This window comes from Caulobacter sp. GW821-FHT09B08 (assembly GCF_059418225.1).
Window position 1 is genome coordinate 104,797 of record NZ_JBWKPL010000004.1, and the last position, 21,544, is coordinate 126,340.

The 21,544-nt window shown below is 70.5% G+C and carries 17 protein-coding genes and 1 pseudogene; 11 read left to right on the top strand and 7 right to left on the bottom strand.

Annotated features, from left to right (window positions below; translation table 11 throughout):
- Window positions 1-3: 3 nt before the first annotated feature.
- The gene (gene pdxH / locus AC07OA_RS13860) at window positions 4-669 is read right to left on the bottom strand and encodes a pyridoxamine 5'-phosphate oxidase (RefSeq protein ID WP_494664655.1); all 666 of its coding nucleotides are present in this window, start codon (window positions 667-669) and stop codon (window positions 4-6) included.
- 91 nt (window positions 670-760) lie between these two features.
- Here pdxH and AC07OA_RS13865 point away from each other — a divergent pair, with 91 nt between their 5' ends.
- A complete protein-coding gene (locus tag AC07OA_RS13865) occupies window positions 761-1,102 on the top strand; it encodes a hypothetical protein (protein ID WP_494664400.1) in 342 nt (113 codons plus the stop codon).
- A 57-nt stretch (window positions 1,103-1,159) separates the two neighbouring features.
- Window positions 1,160-1,861 (top strand): DnaJ domain-containing protein, encoded by a 702-nt coding sequence (locus AC07OA_RS13870; protein WP_494664401.1) that lies wholly within the window; start codon window positions 1,160-1,162, stop codon window positions 1,859-1,861.
- Between the two features lie 10 nt (window positions 1,862-1,871).
- Here AC07OA_RS13870 and AC07OA_RS13875 read toward each other — a convergent pair.
- The 4 genes and pseudogenes from AC07OA_RS13875 to AC07OA_RS13890 form a co-directional block, all read right to left on the bottom strand.
- A pseudogene (locus AC07OA_RS13875) lies at window positions 1,872-2,012 on the bottom strand (hypothetical protein); the annotation flags it as partial.
- Entirely contained in the window at window positions 2,011-2,178 is a 168-nt protein-coding gene (locus tag AC07OA_RS13880; RefSeq protein WP_494664402.1) for a hypothetical protein, read from the bottom strand. The gene AC07OA_RS13880 and the pseudogene AC07OA_RS13875, both read right to left, overlap by 2 nt.
- A gap of 224 nt (window positions 2,179-2,402) precedes the next feature.
- A complete protein-coding gene (locus tag AC07OA_RS13885; protein ID WP_494664403.1) occupies window positions 2,403-4,334 on the bottom strand; it encodes a sialate O-acetylesterase in 1,932 nt (643 codons plus the stop codon).
- 61 nt (window positions 4,335-4,395) lie between these two features.
- Window positions 4,396-6,876, bottom strand: coding sequence for a glycoside hydrolase family 3 N-terminal domain-containing protein (locus tag AC07OA_RS13890; RefSeq protein WP_494664404.1), 2,481 nt, complete (start codon window positions 6,874-6,876; stop codon window positions 4,396-4,398).
- 140 nt (window positions 6,877-7,016) lie between these two features.
- Between AC07OA_RS13890 and AC07OA_RS13895 the strand changes: the two genes are divergently transcribed.
- From AC07OA_RS13895 to AC07OA_RS13915, 5 genes are all read left to right on the top strand, one after another.
- Complete coding sequence (locus tag AC07OA_RS13895) at window positions 7,017-8,990, top strand: glycoside hydrolase family 97 protein (RefSeq protein ID WP_494664405.1); 1,974 nt, start codon at window positions 7,017-7,019, stop codon at window positions 8,988-8,990.
- Between the two features lie 12 nt (window positions 8,991-9,002).
- Window positions 9,003-11,192 carry a hypothetical protein gene (locus AC07OA_RS13900; protein WP_494664406.1) on the top strand — a complete coding sequence of 730 codons (2,190 nt, stop codon included), beginning with the start codon at window positions 9,003-9,005 and terminating at the stop codon, window positions 11,190-11,192.
- A gap of 8 nt (window positions 11,193-11,200) precedes the next feature.
- Complete coding sequence (locus AC07OA_RS13905; RefSeq protein ID WP_494664407.1) at window positions 11,201-12,823, top strand: alpha-L-fucosidase; 1,623 nt, start codon at window positions 11,201-11,203, stop codon at window positions 12,821-12,823.
- A 192-nt stretch (window positions 12,824-13,015) separates the two neighbouring features.
- Window positions 13,016-13,777: an SDR family NAD(P)-dependent oxidoreductase gene (locus AC07OA_RS13910; RefSeq protein WP_494664408.1), complete on the top strand. Its 762-nt coding sequence runs from the start codon at window positions 13,016-13,018 to the stop codon at window positions 13,775-13,777.
- A 56-nt stretch (window positions 13,778-13,833) separates the two neighbouring features.
- A complete protein-coding gene (locus tag AC07OA_RS13915; RefSeq protein ID WP_494664409.1) occupies window positions 13,834-14,019 on the top strand; it encodes a hypothetical protein in 186 nt (61 codons plus the stop codon).
- A 2-nt stretch (window positions 14,020-14,021) separates the two neighbouring features.
- On the opposite strand, the gene hutC is transcribed toward AC07OA_RS13915, so the two are convergent.
- A complete protein-coding gene (gene hutC, locus AC07OA_RS13920) occupies window positions 14,022-14,735 on the bottom strand; it encodes a histidine utilization transcriptional repressor HutC (RefSeq protein WP_494664410.1) in 714 nt (237 codons plus the stop codon).
- Entirely contained in the window at window positions 14,732-16,237 is a 1,506-nt protein-coding gene (locus tag AC07OA_RS13925) for a formimidoylglutamate deiminase (RefSeq protein ID WP_494664411.1), read from the bottom strand. Before AC07OA_RS13925 ends, hutC begins: the two co-directional genes overlap by 4 nt.
- Window positions 16,238-16,321: 84 nt before the next feature.
- On the opposite strand from AC07OA_RS13925, the gene hutI reads away from it, so the two are divergent.
- From hutI to hutU, 4 genes are read left to right on the top strand one after another with little or no spacing between them, the layout of a single operon-like run.
- Window positions 16,322-17,527: an imidazolonepropionase gene (gene hutI, locus AC07OA_RS13930; protein WP_494664412.1), complete on the top strand. Its 1,206-nt coding sequence runs from the start codon at window positions 16,322-16,324 to the stop codon at window positions 17,525-17,527.
- Window positions 17,528-19,063: a histidine ammonia-lyase gene (gene hutH, locus AC07OA_RS13935; RefSeq protein ID WP_494664413.1), complete on the top strand. Its 1,536-nt coding sequence runs from the start codon at window positions 17,528-17,530 to the stop codon at window positions 19,061-19,063.
- A complete protein-coding gene (gene hutG, locus AC07OA_RS13940) occupies window positions 19,060-19,875 on the top strand; it encodes an N-formylglutamate deformylase (protein ID WP_494664414.1) in 816 nt (271 codons plus the stop codon). The genes hutH and hutG overlap by 4 nt, the downstream gene beginning before the upstream one ends.
- Window positions 19,872-21,536, top strand: a complete 1,665-nt coding sequence (hutU, locus tag AC07OA_RS13945; protein WP_494664415.1) for a urocanate hydratase — start codon at window positions 19,872-19,874, stop codon at window positions 21,534-21,536. Before hutG ends, hutU begins: the two co-directional genes overlap by 4 nt.
- The last annotated feature ends 8 nt before the right edge of the window (window positions 21,537-21,544 follow it).

Genomic DNA, 21,544 nt, shown 5'->3' on the forward strand with positions numbered 1-21,544 from the left:
GCGCTACGGATACAGCCGCGTCGTCCCCCAGCCTTCGCCGTCGCGCTGGTAGACCAGTCGCTCGTGCAGGCGGAAGGGGCGGTCGCGCCAGAATTCGATGACTTGCGGCACGACGCGGTAGCCCGACCAGTGCGGCGGGCGCGGCACCTTGCCCAGGCCGAACTTCAGCGCCATCTCGGCCACCCGGCGTTCCAGGGCCAGGCGGTCGGGCAGCGGCCGCGACTGGTCGCTGGCCCAGGCGCCCAGCTGGCTGTGACGAGCGCGGCTGGCGAAATAGGCGTCGGCCTCGGCTTCGGTGACCGGCTCGACCGCGCCGCGCACCCGCACCTGGCGGCGCAGCGACTTCCAGTGGAACAGCAGGGCCGCCTTGGGATGGGCGTTCAGCTCCACGCCCTTGGCGCTCTGGGTATTGGTGTAGAAGACGAAGCCCCGTTCATCGACGCTCTTAAGCAGCACCATGCGCGAGTCCGGCAGGCCGTCGGCGTCTACGGTGGAGACGGTCACGGCGTTGGGATCGTTGGGCTCGCTCTTGCCGGCCTCGGCCAGCCACTCTTCGAACAGGCGGATCGGATCGCCCTCCGGCAGCAGCGGCGGGGGCGTCGCCTCGGTCACCTGGCGGACATAGTCGTCCTCGGACGGCGAGGCGGGGATCAGGGGCGCGTCGGTCATGGGCTGGATATAGGGCGCCTCGCATCGGCGGGCCACGCTTGACGTCAGAGGCATGTCGCGCGCATCTGCCGCGCGACATGAAGGACACCCTATGAAACTCGGCACGCGGGCGCGACTGGCCTGGATTCCCCTGGCGCTGTGGTGCGCGGCCAGCCTCTGGATCGGCTATGTCGAGGCCGTCAAATGGAAGGGCGACGACGTCCAGGACTGGATCTTCCTGGCGCTGGGCGGCCTGTTCCTGTTCGCGGCGGGGGCCTGGAATCTCTGGCGCGTCCAGGCCAAGGCGGCCGAGCAGGCGCGGGTCGAGGGACCCGAGGTCGACGTCCCCGTCACCTGGTATCGCAAGAGCGGCTCATGGGCGGTGATCGTCTTCGCGGCCGGGGTCTTCGGCATCTTCGGCCTGGTCTGGCTGCTGGGCACTCAGATCCGCTAACCGACCCGAATGTCTTAACTTAACCCGCCGTTGACCAAAGGGCGGCAGGGTCGCGGCATGACCGCCGGCTCGTCTTCCGTTCTCAGTCTCCAGGCCGCCCGCGCCATCCTGGGCGTGGCGCCCGGCGCCGACGAGCGCGAGCTGCGGGCCGCCTATCGCGAGGCCGCCAAGCGCGCCCATCCCGACCGTCCCGGCGGCGACGCGGCCCTGTTCCGCGACGTGCTGGCCGCCTACCGCCTGCTGCAGGACACGCCCGTCCCGCCGATCCACTTCCCCCCCGCCGTGACCGAGCCCGCCCGCGTCGAACAGGCCACCCTGCGGATCGACGCCGCCCTGGCCTTCGGCGGCGGCGCGCTGGATCTGGCGCTCGACGCCCGCAAGCTGCGCCTTACCCTACCCGCCGGCCTGCGCGAAGGCGACAAGGTGCGGGTCGAGGACGTGATGTTCCGCGTGGCGATCGAGCACGATCCCGACGCCCTGGTGCGCGGCGACGACCTATGGCTGACCGCGCGCCTGGACGCCCGCGCCCTGGCCGAAGGCGGCCGCATCGAGGTGACGACGGCCCTGGGCCCGCGCCTGGTCTGGATCTCCACCAAGGCCGCCGCGCGGGGTCTGGTCCGTATGCCCGGCCAGGGCCTGCCGGCCCGCGCCGCCCACCGCGCCGGCGACCTCTTCCTGCGCCTGGAAGCCCTGGGCGACGGCGCCGAGAGCGCCGCCCGCTCGCAGCTGAAACGCTTCGCGGCCGCCTGGGCGGCCTAAGACCAAGGACGCCCCCTCCGTCACGATGCTTCGCATCGCGCCACCTCCCCCGTTTCACGGGTGAGGAGAGGTGCAGCGCGAGACCTCCTCACCCGCATAGCGGGGGAGGTGGCATGGCGCGGATACGCGACATGACGGAGGGGGCGTCCCTAGTGGCCCTCCTCGTCGTCGTCACTCTTGAAACTGTAAGGTTCGGCCGGCGGCAGGCACTTGACCATGATCTCCGCCGTCAGGCCGGGCTCGGCGACGACGGACGGCTTGTCGCCGAACACCGCCTCCCACAGGTCGGCCAGACGCTGGTACGCGAGATCGGACACGCCAACTCTTCCAAAGCCACTCTGAAAGAGACAATGCCCTTATGCGCCAAGGGGTTGCTGGTTAACGGCGCGCGCTTTTCAGCGCGCGCCGCCCGCCCCCTGCCCGCGCCTCCTCGACACCCCGAGGGTATCGACGGCCGGCAAGCATAAGCCAGACCGTGACCGTAGGCGCCTCACGGCTGCGCTGCCATGGGGTGAAACCCTGATTTCCGCGCGTTCTTGCCTTAAGGCGCGATCGCCAGCTCGAACGGCGTGGCCGGCAGGCCCGTCGCGCCGTAGAGGTTCAGGACCGGACTGTCGGCCCAGGCGAAGCGGACCTTGACCGGCGTGAAGCCCGCCGGAACCGCCAGGGCTGCCTGGTCGCCGCTCACGGTCGCGTCCACGAACCGGCAGGCGGCGCCGGCGTCGCACAGCTCGAAGCCGGCCGGGCGGACATCGCCCTGCACCACCGCCGACTGGTCCAAACGCACGGTCACCACGGCCCCCGAGCGCGTCGCCGACAACGGCGCGGGGCCGGCGGCGACCAGGCTGGTCTCGCCATAGGCCAGCTTGCGGGCCAGCAGGGCCAGGCGATGGCCGACCTGCTGCTTGTTGGCCGGATGGATGTCGTAGACGTCGCCGATGTCGACGGCCGAGGCCAGGCCCACCTTGGGATCGGCGGCGGCCGTGCGGCGCTGGACGTCGCGCACCCCCGCCCAGCCGGACTCGGCAGGCCGGGTCTGGCGCGGCCCGAAATCGGCCAGCTGCACCACCAGGAACGGCGCGTCGGGCGCCTGGAACGACGCCCGCCAATCGGCGACCAGGGCCGGCAGCAGGCGCGCATAGGCGGCCGGTTCGGCGACATTGGCCTCGCCCTGGTACCAGGCGAAACCCTTGACGCCGTAGGGGATCAGCGGCGCGATCATGCCGTTGCGCAGGGTCGACAGGCCGCTGGTGCCCACCCACGGAGCCTGGGGCGGCAAGCCCGACTGGGCGATGGTGGCCGAAACCTTGTAGCGCCAGGTCGCGCCCAGCGGAACGAACGACCCGTCGTCCAGCTTCAGCCCCTTCTGGGCGGCCGGCCCCCAGGCCCCGCCGCCGCCGCTGGTGTCGATGGCCCGCACGGCGATGACATTGGCGCCCGCCTTCAGCACGCCCGGCGCGATCTTGTATTCGCGCGGCCGGTCCCAGCCCTGGGACGAGCCGACCTCGCGGCCGTTGACGAAGGTGGTGTCCAGGTCGTCGATGGGACCCAGGGCCAGGGTCGCGCCCTGCTTGGCTTGCTTGGCGCTCAGGGTGATCGTGGCCCGCAGCCAGATCGTCCCGTCGAAGGTCTCCAGGCCCGGATTGGTCTCCCAGAACTGCTCGGCCGGCATGGTCGCCCAGGCGCGGTCGTCGAAATCCGGGCGGCTCCAGGCAGCGGCCTGGGGCTCGGCCTTGGCGGCCCAGCGGCCCAGCATGGCGCTCCAGTGGGCCATGCCCAGGTCCGGCGACTTGGCGTAGTCGGCCAGCACGGCCAGGCCCTCGTCATAGTCGCCCAGCGCGTGGAGACCTTCGCGGCTGATCCAGTCCTGGATCACCGAGCCGCCCCAGGTGGCGTCGATCAGGCCGATGGGCGCGCCGGTGGCCTTCTTGATCTCGCGCCCCATGAAGAAGCAGGCGGCGCTGAAGTTGTTGGCCGACTCCGGGCTGGCCGCGCGCCAGGCCGCTTCCTTGGGCAGGACGGCGGTCGGCTCGGGCAGGCTGACGCGGCCGGTCTGGAACAGGCGAATGTTCGGATCGGCCGAATTGGCCGCCTCGGCCTCGCCGTTCAGCGACCGGCGCAGCGGGTATTCCATGTTCGACTGGCCCGAGCACAGCCAGACGTCGCCGACCAGCAGGTCCGAGATCGTCTGGGTGTCGCCGTCGGCCTTGGCGGTCAGGGTCAGGGCCGCGCCCGGCTCGCGGGCCGGGAAGGCCGCCGACCAGCGCCCCGTGGCGTCGGCGGTGGCCGAGGCTTCGGCCTCGCCCAGCTTCAGCGAGACCACCGCCCCCGGCTTGGCCGCGCCCCATACGCGGATCGGCTGGCCGCGTTGCAGCACGGCGTGATCGGTGAAGACCGGAGCCAGGAGGGGCGCGGCCTGGGCCGAGACGGTCAGGGCGGTGGCGGCCACGAGGCCGAGGATCATCGAACGCATGGCCTGCACCCAAATCAAAATCCGCTCACCCCGACGGCAGCCGGGATGAGCGGTATAAAAGTCAGTTCGCCGCCTTGCCCGGGCAGGTCGCGCCCGCCGGGTCGGTGCTCAGCTTCACGGTCTGCAGCGACACCGTCAGCTTGCCGGCGGTCGCCAGCTCGAACGGGGTGACGACCTTGGTGACGTCGGTCCCGGCCGCCTGGAAGCACTTGAGCGGGATCTTCAGGCTCTTCCACTCGCCCACCGGCGATGCGTTCAGCACCGGCGTCAGGTCCAGCTTGCCCCAGCCGATGGCCAGGCTGACCGGCGCCGTCGGCTTGGCGTCGAGGCGATAGTCGATCTGCAGGTTCATTTCGGCGTTGGTCTGGAACGTCAGGTCGGCCTGCTCGCCCGAGATCGCCGCCGTCGCCAGCAGGTCGCCCGAGAAGGTGATCTGGCGGCCGGCTTCCTGCACGTTGCCGGCGTCCACGGGACGGATCTGCACCGCCGTGGTCGGGGTCAGCTTGAACTCGTACGGCGCGGGCGTCTTGCCGGCGACGTAGTAGTTGCTGACGTTCTCGGCCGCCACGGTCAGGCCCGGCTTCTCCGACAGTTGGCCGAGGCGCGTCTTGCTGACGTAGGTCAGGCCGTAGCCGTAGGCGAACTGCGGCGCGTAGTTCTTGTCGCCGCGGTTCAGGGTGAATTGGCCAGCGGTCTTGGGCCAGCTGAACGACAGTTTGCCGTGGAAGTCGTTGCGCGGCTTGCCCGCCTTGTCGCCGATCAGCACGTCGGCGACGCCGCCGCCTTCCGAACCGGGCAGCCATGCGGCCACGAAGGCGTCCGAGGCGTTGATCTCGGGGTTCACCCACAGCGGACGGCCCGACAGGAACACGCCCACCACCGGCACGCCGGCGGCCTTCAGCTTCTTCAGCAGGGCCAGGTCCGTCTTGGTCCCGGGCTGGAATTCCAGGGTCTTGATGTCGCCCACGCCCTCGGCATAGGGCGTCTCGCCGAACACCACGATGGCGACGTCCGGCTTCTTGTCGAAGCTGCCGTCGACGCTGAGCGTGGCCGAACCGCCCGCCGCGTCGACCGCTTCCTTCAGGCCCGAATAGATCGACTGGGCGTTGGGGAAGTCGGCCTTGGTGTTGCCGGTGCCCTGCCAAGACAGGGTCCAGCCGCCGGCCTGCTGGCCGATATCGTCGGCGCCGGAACCGGCGACCAGGATGTTGGCCGAGGCCTTCACCGGCAGGACGCCGTTGTTCTTCAGCAGCACCAGCGACTCGCGCACCGCCTGGCGGGCGATGGCCTTGTGCTCGGCCGAGGCCATGACGGCCTCCTTGCCTTCCAGCGGACGCGACTGCTGGAACAGGCCGATCTTGGCCTTCACGCGCAGGATGCGGCGCACGGCGTCGTCGACGCGGCTCATCGGGATCTCGCCCGACTTGACCTGGGCCACGGTGTTGTCGAACAGGCCCTTCCAGCTGTCGGGGGCCATGTACATGTCCAGGCCCGCATTGGCGGCCTGGGCGCAGTTGGTGGGCGTGCAGCCGGCGACCTGACCGTGGCCGTTCCAGTCGCCGACGATGAAGCCGTCAAAGCCCATCTTGCCCTTGAGCACGTCGGTCAGCAGGCTCTTGTTGCCGTGCATCTTCTCGCCGTTCCAACTGGAGAACGACGCCATGATGGTCAGGGTGCCGGCGTCGATAGCCGGCACGTAGCCCTGGGCGTGCAGTCGGATCAGCTCGGCCTCGGAGACCTGGGTGTCGCCCTGGTCCTTGCCCTCGTGCGTGCCGCCGTCGCCCAGGAAGTGCTTGGCGCTGGCCGCCACGTGGCCCTGCTGCAGGATGCCCGGTCCGCCGCCCTTGAAGGGCGACACCGCGCCCTGCAGGCCCAGGATCATCTCGCGGGCGTAGAGGCGCACGATCTCCGGATCTTCCGAATAGCCCTCGTAGGCGCGGCCCCAGCGGTCGTCGCGGGGCACGGTCAGGGTCGGGCCGAACGCCCAGTCGAAGCCGCTGGCGGCGGTTTCCTGGGCGGTGGCCGCGCCGATCTTGCGGATCAGCTCGGGATCGCGGGTCGCGCCCAGGGCGCTGTTGTGCGGGAAGAGCGTGGCGCCGACGGCGTTGCCGTGGCCGTGCACCGAGTCGATGCCGAACATCAGCGGGATGTGGGTGCCGCCCACGCGCTGCTCGGCGGCGGCGCGATAGGCCTTCACCGAGTCCACCCACGGGCCGATCGGCGAGCGGTCGGGCGCGCCCAGCGGCGGCGAGCTGCCCCCGGCCAGGATCGAGCCCAGGGGATAGGTCTTCAGGTCTTCCGGCTTCACCGAGCCGATGTCGCCCTGGATCATCTGGCCGACCTTCTCCTCGAGGGTCAGCTTGCCGAGCAGCGACTCCACGAAGGCTTCGGTCTGAGGATCGACGACGCCCTGGCTCTTGGCCGCGGGCCACAGGGCCGGATGGGCGGTGCTCTTGGTGTCGGCGGCCGAAGCGGCGCCAGTCAGCAGGGTGGTCGCCAGCAACGCGGCGCAGAAGGCCTTGGTATTCATAACTCCCCACATTTTCTCGTTGAGTCCCGACAGCGTTGTCAGTTGCACGACAACGTTGTCGGAGCAACCTTGGTACCGGTATCTAATCGCTCGACGGCGATCCATACACAGTCTAATTTGTGTGACAAATAGAAACGCCGGGGAGCGACGAAATGCTGGGAATTCGGTCTGGCCTGGTGGCCGGCGCGGCCATCGCGGTGGTCATGAGCGGCGCGGCGCGGGCCGCCGAGCAGTCCCTGGCTTCCCCCGACGGCGCCCTGAAGGTCACGGTTTCGGACGATGGCGGCCAGGCCCGCTACGCGGTCAGCTACAACGGCAAGCCGCTGCTGGCGCCCTCGCCCCTGGGCCTGGTGCTCAGCGCGGGCGGCTCGCTGACCCACGGCCTGAAGATCGCCGGCGCGGAGACCGCGTCCAGCGACACCACCTACGACCTGGTCGTCGGCAAGGCCAAGACGGTCCGCGACCACTACAACCAGATCAGCGTCGACTTCCAGGAGCCGCAGGGCCTGCATCGCAAGCTGCGCGTGATCGTGCGGGCCTACGACCAGGGCGTGGCGTTCCGCTACGTGCTGCCGCGCCAGCCGGGCCTGGACGCGGTGGACATCCGCAATGAAGAGACCCGCTTCGACTTCCCGGCCGACTACCGCTGCTGGGGCCTCAATCTGGGCAAGTTCGGCACCAGTCACGAGGGCGAGTACGACCCGATCCAGTCGTCGATGTTCCGCGAGCACAATCTCTACGAGGCCCCGGTGGTCTGCGAGGCCGGCGACGCCGCCTTCGCCCTGGCCGAGGCGGACCTCAAGGACTGGGCCGGCCTCTACCTGACCGGACGCGGCGACGGGGGCCTGGGCATGCAGGCCAAGCTGTCGCCGCGTCTGGACGATCCGACCGTGGCCGTGCGCACCCGCATCGGCGGCGACGTCGTCTCGCCCTGGCGGATCGTGATGGTGGCCCCCAAGGCCGGCCAGCTGATCGAGAACACCCTGCCCACCACCCTGAGCGCGCCGACCAAGATCGCCGACACCAGCTGGATCAAGCCCGGCAAGGCCGCCTGGGACTGGTGGAACGGCCCGTCGATCAGCGGCGTGGCCAAGGCCGGCATGAACGCCGAGACCCTTAAGCGCTACATCGACTTCGCCGCCGCCAACGGCCTGGAATACATGCTGATCGACGAGGGCTGGAACCAGGGCGCCGGCGGCGGCGGCACGGTCCGCCCGGGCGTCGACGTCACCCGCCCGATCCCCGAGATCGACCTGCCGGACCTCGTCGCCTACGCAAAGGACCGCAAGGTCGGCCTATGGCTGTGGCTGAACTGGAAGTCGCTGGACGCCCAGATGGACGAGGCCCTGCCCCTCTACGAGCAGTGGGGCATCAAGGGCATCAAGGTCGACTTCATGGACCGCGACGACCAGGCCATGGTCGACTTCTACCACCGTCTGCTGAACCGCACGGCCCAGCACCACCTGATGGTCGACCTGCACGGCGCCTATCACCCCACGGGCCTGATCCGTACCTTCCCCCACTACATGACCCAGGAAGGCGTCATGGGGGCGGAGTACAACAAGTGGGGCGGCCGCATCACCGCCACCCACAATGTCACCCTGGCCTATACCCGCATGCTGCTGGGGCCGATGGACTACACCCCCGGCGGCTTCCGCAACGCCACGCCGGCCACGTTCACCCCGCGCAACGAGCTGCCCTACGTCCAGACCACGCGCGGCCAGGCCGTGGCCATGTACGTGGTCTATGACAGCCCGTTCGGGATCGTCGCCGACAGCCCCGACACCTATCGCGACAGCCCCGCTGGGCTCGACTTCGTCAGCGCCACCCCGGCCAGCTGGGACGAGACCCGGTTCGTGACCGGCGAAATCGGCCAGTCGGTCGTGGTGGCCCGTCGCAAGGGCGCGGACTGGTGGGTCGGGGCCATGACCAACGAGACCGGTCGGACCGTGAAGGTCCCGCTGGGCTTCCTGGGCGCGGGCGGGTTCGCCGCCGACATCCGCGAGGACGGCGCGGCGCCCACCGACCTGGTGGCCCGCAAGAAGACGGTGAAGGCCGGCGACGTCCTGACCCTGAAGCTGGCGCCCAGCGGCGGCGCGGCCGTCCGCCTGACGCCCGCCCGCTAGAGGACGATCCGCGTGACCTCGTTCAAACGCCTCCTCGCCCTGGCGGCCGCCGCCGGCGCGCTGACCCTGGCCGCCCCCGCGCTCGCCGGCTCTCCGCCTGTCCAACCCTACGCCTGGAACACCGTCGAGGTGCTGGGCGGCGGCTTCGTCAGCGGGGTGGTCTACCACCCCACCGAGAAGGGGCTGGTCTATATCCGCACCGACATCGGCGGGGCCTATCGCCTGGACCGGACGACGGGCCGCTGGATCGCCCTGAACGACGACCTCAAGCGCGCCGACGGCCAGTTGGCGGGCGCGCTGAGCCTGGCGGTCGATCCGCAGGATCCGAACCGCCTCTACATGGCGGCCGGCGAATACACCGGCCCGGGCGCGCGCGGCGGAGCTCTGCTGCGCTCCACCGACCGGGGGACCACCTGGGCCAAGACCGAACTGCCGGTGAAGATCGGCGGCAACGAGGCCGGCCGCAACACCGGCGAGCGGCTGATGGTCGATCCCCAGAAGGGCTCGGTGCTGTTCCTGGGCGCGCGCGACGGCCTCTATCGCAGCGCCGACTTCGGGGCGACCTGGTCGCGGGTCGAGGCCTTCCCCAAGATGCACGTGACCCTGGTCGCCTTCGACCCGGTGCAGAAGACGCCGGCCGGCGAGACGGCGATCCTCTATGCCGGCGTCACCAACGCGGTGAAGGAAGGCGTGGCCGGCGGCGGCCTGCTGGTCAGCACCGACGGCGGCCAAACCTGGGGCCTGGTCAACGGCCAGCCCAAGGGCCTGGTCCCGCACCATGTGGGGATCGACGCCAAGGGCGTGGTCTATGTGGCCTATGGCAACGGCCTGGGCCCCAACGGCGTCACCGACGGCGCGGTCTGGAAGATGGACCCCGACACCGGCGCCTGGACCGACATCACCCCCGTCAGACCCGGCGGCGCCGACGTGTTCGGCTATGGCGGCCTCAGCCTGGACCCCACCCGTCCGGGAACGCTGGTGGTCTCCACCCTGGATCGCTGGATGGTGGGCGACGATGTCTTCCGCTCGACCGACGGCGGCAAGAGCTGGAAGGCCCTGCGCGAGAAGTCCGAGCACGACATCGGCGGCGCGCCCTGGGTTCGCAGCCTGGAGAACAAGGCCGCTCGGGCCATGGGCCACTGGATTGGCGACGTCGACATCGACCCCACCAATCCGGACGAGGCGATCTACGTCACCGGCTACGGCCTGTGGCGGACGAAGGACCTGACCGAGGCCGACCGCTCGGGCCGCACCCACTGGCGCTTCGACGACGAGGGGCTGGAGGAGACCGTGGCGCTGGAGCTGGTCACCCCACCCGGCGGTCCGCTGATCAGCACCATCGGCGACATCGGCGGTTTCCGGCACGACGACCTGAACTCGGCGACCAACAGCCGCTATTTCGAACCGCACGGCGGCACCAACCGGGGCCTGGACTATGCCGAGCTGGCGTCGAACGTTCTGGTGCGCACCAGCGACCCCACGCCCACGGCCGGCTTCCGCTCGACCGACGGCGGCAAGACCTGGAAGGCCTTCGCCACCTCCCCGCCCCGCGACGCCCACATCCACACCGGCCGCATCGCTCTCTCGGCCGACGGCAAGCGGATCGTCTGGGCCATGCGCGACGCCGCCCCCTACGTGTCCAGCGACGACGGCAAGTCGTGGCGGCCCGTGCAGGGGATCACCGCCGGCGACCGGCGCGAGTTCATGCCCGCTTCCGACCGCGTGAACCCGCAGCGCTTCTACGTCTATGACGCCGCCCAGGGCGCGGTGCTGGCCAGCGCCGACGGCGGCGAGACCTTCAAGGTCACCGCCCGCGACCTGCCCTATGGCCGCCAGCTGAAGGCCCTTCCCGGCGTCGAGGGCGAGCTGTGGCTGGCCACGGCCCAGGGCCTGATGCGCTCGACCAACGGCGGCGACAGCTTCAAGGCCGTGCCCGGCGTCGACGACGCGGGCCTGGTGGCCTTCGGCAAGGCCGCCCCGGGCCAGAGTCATCCGGCGGTGTTCGTCTGGGGCAAGGTCGGCGGGGTCGAGGGCGTGTTCCGCTCCGACGACGTGGGCAAGACCTGGATCAAGCTGCACGACGAGCGCTGGGGCTTCGCCGAGCTGCGGGCCATGACCGGCGATCCGAACCGCTACGGCCGCGTCTATCTGGGCGTCCACGGTCGGGGCATCCTCTATGGCGATCCGCCGGCCGCCCGTTAGGAAACAGCATGAGCCTCAATCGACGTGACCTGCTGAACCTGGGCGCCGGCCTGGCCGCCGCCTCGGCCTCGCCCGCCTTCGCCAAGCGCAAGGACGGCTTCCAGGCGAGTTGGGAATCCCTGGCCGACGGCTACAAGACCCCCGACTGGTTCCGCGACGCCAAGCTCGGCATCTGGTCGCACTGGGGTCCGCAATGCGTGCCCGAATACGGCGACTGGTACGGCCGCCAGATGTACCAGCAGGGCAACCCGTTCTACGAGCACCACGTCAAGACCTACGGGCACCCGACGCAGTTCGGCTTCATGGAATTCATCCCGCGCTGGAAGGCCGAGCACTGGGATCCCGAAGGCCTGATGAAGAAGTACCAGGCCGCCGGGGCCAAGTACTTCATGTCGATGGCCAACCACCACGACAACCTCGACATGTTCGCCAGCCGCCACCACGCCTGGAACACCCTGCGGGTGGGTCCGGGGCGGGATATCGTCGGGACCTGGGAGAAGGTCGCCCGCAAGCACGGCATGCGGTTCGGCGTCTCCAACCACGGCGCCCACGCCTGGCACTGGTGGCAGACGGCCTATGGCTACGACGCCGAAGGGCCGCTGAAGGGCCGGCGCTACGACGCCTTCCAACTCACCAAGGCCGACGGCAAGGGCAAGTGGTGGCAAGGGCTGGACCCGCAGGAGCTCTATACCGGCCGCAACATGGTGATCCCCGACGGCGTCGACAGCATCGCCGCCGCCAACGCCTGGCACGACAAGCACGACGGCGAGTGGCTGGAGACACCACCGCCGAACAATCCGGGGTTCACGGCCAACTGGCTGGCCCGGCAGAACGACCTGGTCGACCGCTATCGGCCCGACATGGTCTATTTCGACAATTACGGCCTGCCGCTGGGCCAGGCCGGGCTGTCGGCCACGGCTCACTATTACAACCAGGCCCGCGCCTGGCGCGGCGCCAGCGACGTGGTGGTGACCGGCAAGAAGCTGTCGCCGCTTCAGCGCCGGGGGATCGTCGAGGACGTGGAGCGCGGCTTCTCCGACCGCCTGCGGCCCGAGCCCTGGCAGACCGACACCTGCATCGGCAACTGGCACTACGACCGCGGCCTCTATGACCGCGACGGCTACAAGAGCGCCAAGGACGTGATCCAGCGGCTGATCGACGTGGTGTCGAAGAACGGCTGCCTGCTGGTCTCCATCCCCCAGCGCGGCGACGGCACGATCGACGACAAGGAAGAGAAGGTGCTGGAGGGCATGGCCGGCTGGATCGCCGTCAACGGCGCGGCGATCTACGGCTCGCGGCCCTGGCGGATCTATGGCGAGGGCCCGACGCGCCTGGTCGAGGGTATGCAGAACGAAGGCGCGGCCAAGCCGTTCGAGGCGGCGGATATCCGGTTCGTCACCAAGGGCGGAGATCTGTTCGCCTTGCCCATGGCCTGGCCGACGGGCGAGCTGGTGATCGAGAGCCTGGCGACGTCCCGCCCGACCAGCGCGGGCGAGGTGCGGCGGGTGGAGCTGCTGGGCGGCGGCGAGCTGGTGTTCAAGCGGGATGCGCGGGGGCTGCGGGTGACACTGCCCGAGCAGCGGCCGGCGTTCACGCCGGTGGTGAGGATCTCGGGGCCTGGGCTGGTCTGACCCACTTGCCCCCTTCGGGCCTTCGGCCCTCCTTCCCCCGGAGGGGGAAGAGGACGCCGCGTTTTCCGTCCTCCGCCCCCTACGGGGGCGGACAGACCGCGAAGCGGTCAGGTGGGGGCAAGTGAGGTTCGCCCTACGGCAGGATTGACCTCTCCCGGTACGGCCGAACACATGGCCGAAAAAGGAAACGCCATGACCGACCTCTCCGGCCGCACGATCCTCATCACCGGCGCCTCGTCCGGCATCGGGGCCAACCTCGCCCGCGCGGCCGCCAAGGCCGGCGCCAAGGTCGCCGCCGCCGCCCGCCGCGCCGACAAGCTGCAAGCCCTCGTCGCCGAGATCGCCGCCGCCGACGGAACCGCCCAGGCCTTCGCCATGGACGTCGAGGACGAGGCCTCGGTCATCGCCGGCTACGACGCCGTCGAGGCCGCGTTCGGCGCGCCCGACTCGGTGATCGCCAACGCCGGCATCAATGTCGAAGGCTCGGCGCTCGATATCGCCATCGAAGACTTCGACAAGATCCTGGGCGTCAACACGCGCGGCGTCTTCCTGACCGCCCGCGAGGGCGCGCGGCGGATGATCAAGGCCGGCAGCGCCGACAACCAACGCGGCCGCGTCCTGCTGGTGGCCTCCATCGGCGCCCACAAGGTGCTGCCGGGCCTGACCGCCTATGTCGCCTCCAAGGCCGCCACCGCCCACATGGGCAAGGGCCTGGCCCGCGAGTGGGCGCGCAAGGGCATCAACGTCAACGTCCTGTGCCCCGGCTACATCAAGACCGAGATCAACGACGACTGGTTCGACAGCGAAGGCGGCGCCAAGCTGGTGGGCAGCTTCCCGAGAAAGCGGCTGATGGAGACCTCGGATCTGGAGGCCATGGCGCTGTACCTGAGCTCCGACGCGGCCCGGGCGGTGACGGGCTCGGTGTTCACGGTGGACGACGGCCAGTCGCTGTAGGCTTGGACAAGGCCGGAACGGCCGCGTAGACCAGCGCCCTTTCGCAAGGAGCCCCCATGACCGACACCATCAAGCGCGGCGTCACCGTCGACCAGAAGCTGAAGGCTCACCGCTATCTCGCGGCCCTGACGCCCGCTCGCGCCGCCGAAGTGGCCAAGGCCGCCAAGGCCCGACTGGCCAAGAACCCGACCGGCCGCGACGAAGCCATCGAGGCCGCCTACGCCGACCTGTCGGTGAAGTAGCCCTACCCCCGGGCGGGCCCGAACCGCGCCACCAGGTCGTAGGCCTCGCCCGGGAACAGCTGGCGCACCCAGGTGACCGGCTCGCCGGCCCGCCAGGTGCGGCGCTCGACCGCCAGCAAGGCCGCGCCGGCGTCCAGGGCCAGAAGGCCGGCGACCACCGCCTCGGCCCCGACGGCGCCGATGCGGTTCTCGGCCTCGGTCCAGGGCACGTGATGCAGCAGCCAGGCGCCGGGCGGCTCGGCGGCGAAGTCGGTGGTCGCCGCCTCCGGCACGGCGGCCAGGCTGATCAGGCGATCCTCCAGGGCGAACGGCCGCCCGCCCGCCACGTGCAGGCCGCGCAGGACCAGCAGCTCGCCGCCCGCCGCCAGGGCCACCTCTTCGGCGTCGCCGGCCTTGGCCTTACGCCGCTTTTGCTCCAGCAGGTCGAAGCGATAGGTCTCGCCCCGCGCCAGGATCTGCGCCTGGATGTCGGGGATGTCGAGCACGGTGGAGTGGACGCGCGGCCGGGCCACGAACGAGCCGGCGCGGCGGCGACGCACGATCAGCCCCTCGTCGGCCAGGGCCGACATCGCCTTGTTGACCGTCATCCGCGAGCAGCCGTATTGCACCATCAACTCGGCTTCGGAGGGCGCCTTGCGGCCCGGCGCCCAGGCGCCCGAGCGGATCAAGTCCTCGATCTCGCCACGGATGCGCTGGTGGAGCGTGCCTTCACTCAAGCCAGGATGCTCCCCAGGACGGTTTTGTAGCGGGCGAGGATCGCCTCGCGCGCCTGGTGGCGGCCGCCGCTGACGACCTGGCGGCCGTGACGCCAGACGCCGTCGATGGCCCCGTGTCGCCCGGCGAACACCCAGCTGTCCAGCAAGGCGTCGCCGTGACGGCCGATCATCGCCGGGTGGGCGCGATCCAGGGTGACGAAGTCGGCGACGCGACCACGCCGCAAGCCGCCGGCCACGCCCAGGGCCTGGGCTCCGCCGGTGACCGCCGCCCGGAACAACTCCCCGCCCGTCGAGCTGCCCGGCGCCTTGGCCAGGACGTTGCGGGCCCGGCGCGTCAGGCGCTGGGCGTATTCCAGGGTCCGCAGCTCCTCGGCCGCGTCGATCAGCACGTTGCTGTCGGAGCCGATCCCGAACGCCCCGCCGGCCGCCAGGAAGTCGTGGGCCGGGAAGACGCCGTCGCCCAGATTGGCCTCGGTGATCGGGCAAAGGCCCGCGACCGCGCCGCTCTTGGCCAGGCGCTCGGTCTCCATGGCGTTCAGGTGCGTGGCGTGGACCAGGCACCAGCGCTTGTCGACGGGGGCGTTGTTCATCAGCCAGCGCACGGGCCGCGCGCCGGTGGCGGCCAGGCAGTCGTCGACCTCCTGCGTCTGCTCGGCGATGTGGATGTGGATGGGATTGGCGGCCGCAAAGGGGATGATCGCCGTCAGTTCCTCACCCGTTACCGCCCGCAGGCTGTGGGGTGCGATCCCGACGACCGCGTCGGGCAGGCCGGCCGTCGCCGCGCGACTGGCCTCGATCAGCCGGCCGTAGCCGTCGACGTCATGGATGAACCGTCGCTGGCCCTCCCCCGGCGCGACGCCGCCGAAGCCGGCATGGGCGTAGAACACCGGCAGCAGGGTCAGGCCGATGCCCGTCTCGTCGGCCGCCGCCGCGATCCGCGCGGCCATCTCGGCGGGGTCGGCGTAGGCGCCGCCGTCCTTGTCGTGGTGCAGGTAGTGGAACTCGCCGACGCGCGTCGAGCCGGTCTCCAGCATCTCCATGTAGGCCAGCGCCGCGATCGCCTGGACCTCGTCGGGACCGAGGCGGTCGACGAAGCGGTACATCAGCTCGCGCCAGGTCCAGAAGCTGTCGCCTGTCGGGCCGCGCGTTTCCGTCAGGCCCGCCATCGCCCGCTGGAAGGCATGGCTGTGCAGGTTGGGCAGGCCGGGGATGCAGGGGCCGTGGGCGGTCTCGTCGGAGCGGCGGGCGACGTCGGTGTCGACCCGGGCGATCATCCCCTCGCTGATCGTGAAGCGCACGTCCTTGGCCCAGCCGTCGGCCAGCAAGGCCTGTTCGAACCAGAGAGTCTGGGGGCCGGACGACGCGGCGGCAGGCGGCGGCGCTTCCTGAGGCGCGGGTTCCGGCATCGGTTCTTCCGCAACAGGCGCGGTCTCGCCGGGCGGCGTGTAGATCGGCGCCTCGTCGTCCTGATCGGCTTCTGGCGGAAACTCGTCGTCGGTCACTGGACAATCCTCATGGCCCGTGAATATGTCTATACATATTGAAGCCGTCGGCAAGGGGCCGAAGGCGTCGGGAGCGTCCCCGCCATGCGCTGCGATCGGGTGTGGAGCAAGGCCCGCCTGGCGACTTTCGCGCTGGGCCGGCCGGGAATCGGCGTCGTGGAGGACGGCGTCATCGCCAGCCTGGCCGGCCGCATCCTCTATGCCGGCCCCGCCGCCGAGGCCCCCGCCTTCGAGGCCCGCGAGACCCTCGACTGCGAAGGCCGCTGGATCACGCCCGGCCTGATCGATCCCCACACCCACCTCGTGTTCGGCGGCGACCGCGCCCACGAGTTCGAGCTGCGGTTGGCCGGCGCGTCCTACGAGGAGATCGCCCGGGCCGGCGGTGGCATCGTGTCGACCATGAAGGCCACCCGCGCCGCCTCGGAAGGCCAGCTGGTCGCCGCCGCCCTGCCCCGCCTGGACGCCCTGATCGCCGAGGGCCTGACCACCGTCGAGATCAAGTCCGGCTACGGCCTGTCGCTGGACGACGAACGCAAAAGCCTCCGCGCCGCCCGCGCGCTGGCCGACGTCCGACCGGTGTCGGTGACCACCACCTTCCTCGGCGCCCACGCCCTGCCGCCCGAGTTCGCCGGCGACGCCGATGGCTACATTGATCACGTCTGTCGCGAGATGATCCCCGCCGTCGCCGCCGAGGGCCTGGCCGACGCGGTCGACGCCTTCTGCGAGGGCATCGGCTTTTCCCCCGCCCAGACCCGCCGGGTGTTCCAGGCCGCGCGCGAGCACGGCCTGCCGGTCAAGCTGCACGCCGAGCAGCTGTCGAACCTCAACGGCGCCACCCTGGCCGCCGAGTTCGGGGCGCTGTCGGCCGATCACCTGGAGCACCTGGACGCCGCCGGGATCGCGGCGATGGCCAAGGCCGGCACCACCGCCGTGCTGCTGCCCGGCGCCTACTACTTCGTGCGCGAGACCAAGCTGCCGCCGATCGCGGCCCTGCGCGAGGCCGGTGTCCCGCTGGCCCTGGCCACCGACTGCAACCCCGGCACCTCGCCCCTGACCAGCCTGCTGCTAACGATGAACATGGCCGCCACCCTGTTCCGCATGACCGTCGACGAATGCCTGGCCGGCGTCACGCGCGAGGCCGCGCGGGCGATCGGACGGCTGGGCGACGTCGGCACGCTGGAGGCCGGCAAGGCCTGCGACCTCGCCATCTGGGACATCGAGCGTCCCGCCGAACTTGTCTACCGCATGGGCTTCAACCCGCTCCATGCGCGCGTCTGGAAGGGCCTGTAAGTGATCGAAGTCGTCCTCAATCCCGGTGAAGTCAGCCTGTCCGACTGGAAGGCCGTCTATCGCGGCGCGCCCGCTCGCCTGAACCCGAGTGCCGCCCCCGTGATCGCCGAAAGCGCCGCCGCCGTCGAACGCATCCTGGCCAAGGGCGCGCCGGTCTACGGCATCAATACGGGCTTCGGGAAACTGGCCAGCGTGCGCATCGGCGACGCGGACCTGGAGACCCTGCAGCGCAATATCGTCCTGTCCCACGCCGCCGGCACCGGCGCGCCGTCGCCGGTTCCGGTGATCCGATTGATGATGGCTCTCAAGCTGGCCAGCCTGGCGCAAGGCGCCTCGGGCGTGAAGCCGGCGACGACCGACCTCTTGGAAGCCATGCTCGTGAAGGGCCTGACGCCCGTCGTGCCATGCCAGGGCTCGGTCGGCGCCTCGGGCGATCTGGCGCCGCTGTCGCACATGGCCGCGACCATGATCGGGGTCGGCGAGATCTTCGTCGGCGGCCAGCGGCTGCCCGCCGTGCAGGCCCTCATGGAAGCGGGCCTCAAGCCCCTGACGTTGGGCCCGAAGGAAGGCCTGGCTCTGTTGAACGGCACCCAGTTCTCGACCGCCAACGCCCTGGCCGCCCTGTTCGACGCCGAGCGGCTGTTCCAGTCGGCCCTGGTCACCGGCGCCCTGGCGACCGAGGCGGCCAAGGGCTCGGACACCCCCTTCGATCCGCGCATCCACGTCCTGCGCCGCCAGCCCGGCCAGATCGAGACCGCCGCCGCCCTGCGCGCCCTGATGGCCGGCTCGGCGATTCGCGACTCCCACCGCGAGGGCGACGCCCGGGTGCAGGATCCGTACTGCCTGCGCTGCCAGCCCCAGGTGATGGGCGCGGCGCTGGACGTGCTGCGCCAGGCGGCCGTGACGCTGGCGACCGAGGCCAACGGCGTCTCGGACAACCCGCTGATCTTCCCCGATACCGACGAGGCCCTGTCGGGCGGCAACTTCCACGCCGAGCCGGTGGCCTTCGCCGCCGACATGATCGCCCTGGCCGTCTGCGAGATCGGCTCGATCGCCGAGCGCCGCATCGCCATGCTGGTCGACCCCGCCTGCTCGGGCCTGCCGGCCTTCCTGACGCCCAAGCCGGGCCTGAACTCCGGCTTCATGATCCCGCAGGTCACGGCCGCGGCCCTGGTGTCGGAGAACAAGCAGAAGGCCTATCCGGCCAGCGTCGACTCCATCCCCACCTCGGCCAACCAGGAAGACCACGTCTCGATGGCCGCTCACGGCGCCCGGCGCCTGCTGGCCATGGTCGAGGCGGCGGAAGCCGTGATCGGCATCGAGCTCTTGGCCGCCGTCCAGGGCTGCGACTTCCACGCGCCCCTGACCTCCAGCGCCCCGCTGGAAGCCGCGCGCGGCGCGCTGCGGGTCCAGGTGCCGTATCTCTCCGACGACCGCCATTTCCACCCGGACATGGAGGCGGCCAACGCCCTGGTCCGCTCGGGCGCCCTGATCGCGGCGGCGGCGGGCGTGGCCCTGCCGGGAGTGGAGGCGTGAGCGACTGGCTCCACGTCCATCGCGGCGAGGCCCCGCTGGTCGTGTCGATCCCTCACGCCGGGACCGATATCCCGGCGGACATCGAGGCCCGCCTTGTCTCGCCCTGGCTGGCGCGCAAGGACGCCGACTGGTGGATCCCGGAGCTCTACGCCTTCGCCGCCGACCTGGGCGCGACCGTGGTGCGCACGGCGATCTCGCGCACGGTGATCGACGTCAACCGCGACCCGTCGGGCGCCTCGCTCTATCCGGGCCAGGCGACCACGGGCTTGTGCCCCACCGAAACCTTCGACGGCGAGCCGCTGTATCGCGACGGTCAGGCGCCGGACGAGGCCGAGATCGCCGCGCGGCGCGAGGCCTTCTTTACGCCGTATCACGACACCCTCACCGCTGAACTCACCCGACTGAAAGCCGCCCACGGCAAGGTCGTGCTCTACGACGCCCACTCGATCCGCTCGCAGGTGGCGCGGCTGTTCGACGGCGAGCTGCCGCAGTTCAACGTCGGGACGAACAGCGGCGCGTCGTGCGATCCGTCCCTGACCGCCGCCGTCGAGGCCGCGTGCGACGCCTCGGGCCTGTCGCGGGTGACCAACGGCCGCTTCAAGGGCGGCTGGATCACCCGCCACTACGGTCAGCCGGAGATCGGCGTCCACGCCGTCCAGATGGAGCTGGCCTGCCGCGGCTATATCGACGAGCCGCCGGTCCTGACCCCGGGAAGTTGGCCCACGCCCTTCCACACGCCCCGCGCCGCACCGCTGCAAGCCGCGCTGAGCGACGCCCTCAAGGCTTGCCTCGCCTTCGGAGTTTCCGCATGACCCGTCTCGACAACACCCGCGTCATCCGCCCCGCCACCGGCACGGACCTCACCGCCAAGTCCTGGCTGACCGAAGCCCCGCTGCGGATGCTGATGAACAACCTGCACCCCGACGTCGCCGAGCGGCCCGAGGAGTTGGTGGTCTATGGCGGCATCGGCCGCGCGGCGCGAGACTGGGAGAGCTACGACAAGATCGTCGAGACCCTGCGCCGCCTGGAAGACGACCAGACCCTGCTGGTGCAGTCGGGCAAGCCGGTCGGCGTGTTCCGCACCCATGCCGACGCGCCTCGGGTGCTGATCGCCAACTCCAATCTGGTTCCGCGCTGGGCCAACTGGGAGCACTTCAACGAACTCGATAGGAAGGGCCTGGCCATGTACGGCCAGATGACCGCCGGCTCGTGGATCTATATCGGCGCCCAGGGCATCGTTCAGGGCACCTACGAGACCTTTGTCGAGATGGGCCGCCAGCACTATGCCGGCGACCTGTCTGGAAAGTGGCTGCTGACGGCGGGCCTGGGCGGCATGGGCGGGGCCCAACCCCTGGCGGCGGTGATGGCCGGGGCCTCGTGCCTGGCCATCGAGTGCCAACCCTCGCGGATCGAGATGCGTCTGCGCACCGGCTACCTCGACAAGGCCACCGAGAGTCTGGATGAGGCCCTGGCCTGGATCGAGGAGTCCTGTCGAAACCGGACTCCCATCTCGGTCGGCCTGTTGGGCAACGCCGCCGAACTGCTGCCGGCCATGTTCGCCGCCGGCATCCGCCCCGACCTACTGACCGACCAGACCAGCGCCCACGACCCGATCAACGGCTACCTGCCGGCCGGCTGGACGCTGGACCAGTGGGCCACCGCCAAGGAGCGCGAGCCTGAAACGGTGAACCGCGCCGCCCGCGCCTCGATGGCCGTGCACGTGCAGGCCATGCTCGACTTCCAGGCCGCCGGCGTGCCCACGGTCGACTACGGCAACAACATCCGCCAGATGGCGCTGGAGGAAGGCGTGGCCAACGCCTTCGACTTCCCCGGCTTCGTGCCCGCCTATATCCGTCCGCTGTTCTGCCGAGGGATCGGACCGTTCCGCTGGGCGGCGCTGTCGGGCGATCCGGAGGACATCCGAAAGACCGACGCCAAGGTCAAGGAACTGATCCCCGACAATCCCCACCTGCACCACTGGCTCGACATGGCCGCCGAGAAGATCAAGTTCCAGGGTCTTCCCGCCCGCATCTGCTGGGTGGGTCTGGGCGACCGCCACCGCCTGGGCCTGGCCTTCAACGAAATGGTCGCCTCGGGCGAGCTCAAGGCCCCTGTCGTGATCGGCCGCGACCACCTGGACAGCGGCTCGGTCGCCTCGCCCAACCGCGAGACGGAGGGGATGATGGACGGCTCGGACGCGGTGTCGGACTGGCCGCTGCTGAACGCTCTCCTCAACACAGCCTCGGGCGCCACCTGGGTGTCGCTGCACCATGGCGGCGGGGTGGGCATGGGCTTCTCGCAGCATTCGGGCATGGTCATCGTCTGCGACGGCACCGACGCCGCCGCCAAGCGCATCGAGCGCGTGCTGTGGAACGACCCGGCCACCGGCGTCATGCGCCACGCCGACGCGGGCTACGAGATCGCCAAGGATTGCGCCCGCGAGCACGGACTGGACCTGCCGGGCATACTCTGATCCTGATG

Excerpts from the sequence above, each read along its gene's own strand:
- hutI (WP_494664412.1), top strand. The coding sequence starts at position 16,322 with ATGCGCTGCGATCGGGTGTGGAGCAAGGCCCGCCTGGCGACTTTCGCG.
- AC07OA_RS13890 (WP_494664404.1), bottom strand. The coding sequence starts at position 6,876 with ATGTGGGGAGTTATGAATACCAAGGCCTTCTGCGCCGCGTTGCTGGCG.
- AC07OA_RS13905 (WP_494664407.1), top strand. The coding sequence starts at position 11,201 with ATGAGCCTCAATCGACGTGACCTGCTGAACCTGGGCGCCGGCCTGGCC.
- AC07OA_RS13895 (WP_494664405.1), top strand. The coding sequence starts at position 7,017 with ATGCTGGGAATTCGGTCTGGCCTGGTGGCCGGCGCGGCCATCGCGGTG.
- AC07OA_RS13910 (WP_494664408.1), top strand. The coding sequence starts at position 13,016 with ATGACCGACCTCTCCGGCCGCACGATCCTCATCACCGGCGCCTCGTCC.
- AC07OA_RS13885 (WP_494664403.1), bottom strand. The coding sequence starts at position 4,334 with ATGCGTTCGATGATCCTCGGCCTCGTGGCCGCCACCGCCCTGACCGTC.
- pdxH (WP_494664655.1), bottom strand. The coding sequence starts at position 669 with ATGACCGACGCGCCCCTGATCCCCGCCTCGCCGTCCGAGGACGACTAT.
- AC07OA_RS13865 (WP_494664400.1), top strand. The coding sequence starts at position 761 with ATGAAACTCGGCACGCGGGCGCGACTGGCCTGGATTCCCCTGGCGCTG.
- hutU (WP_494664415.1), top strand. The coding sequence starts at position 19,872 with ATGACCCGTCTCGACAACACCCGCGTCATCCGCCCCGCCACCGGCACG.
- AC07OA_RS13870 (WP_494664401.1), top strand. The coding sequence starts at position 1,160 with ATGACCGCCGGCTCGTCTTCCGTTCTCAGTCTCCAGGCCGCCCGCGCC.
- AC07OA_RS13915 (WP_494664409.1), top strand. The coding sequence starts at position 13,834 with ATGACCGACACCATCAAGCGCGGCGTCACCGTCGACCAGAAGCTGAAG.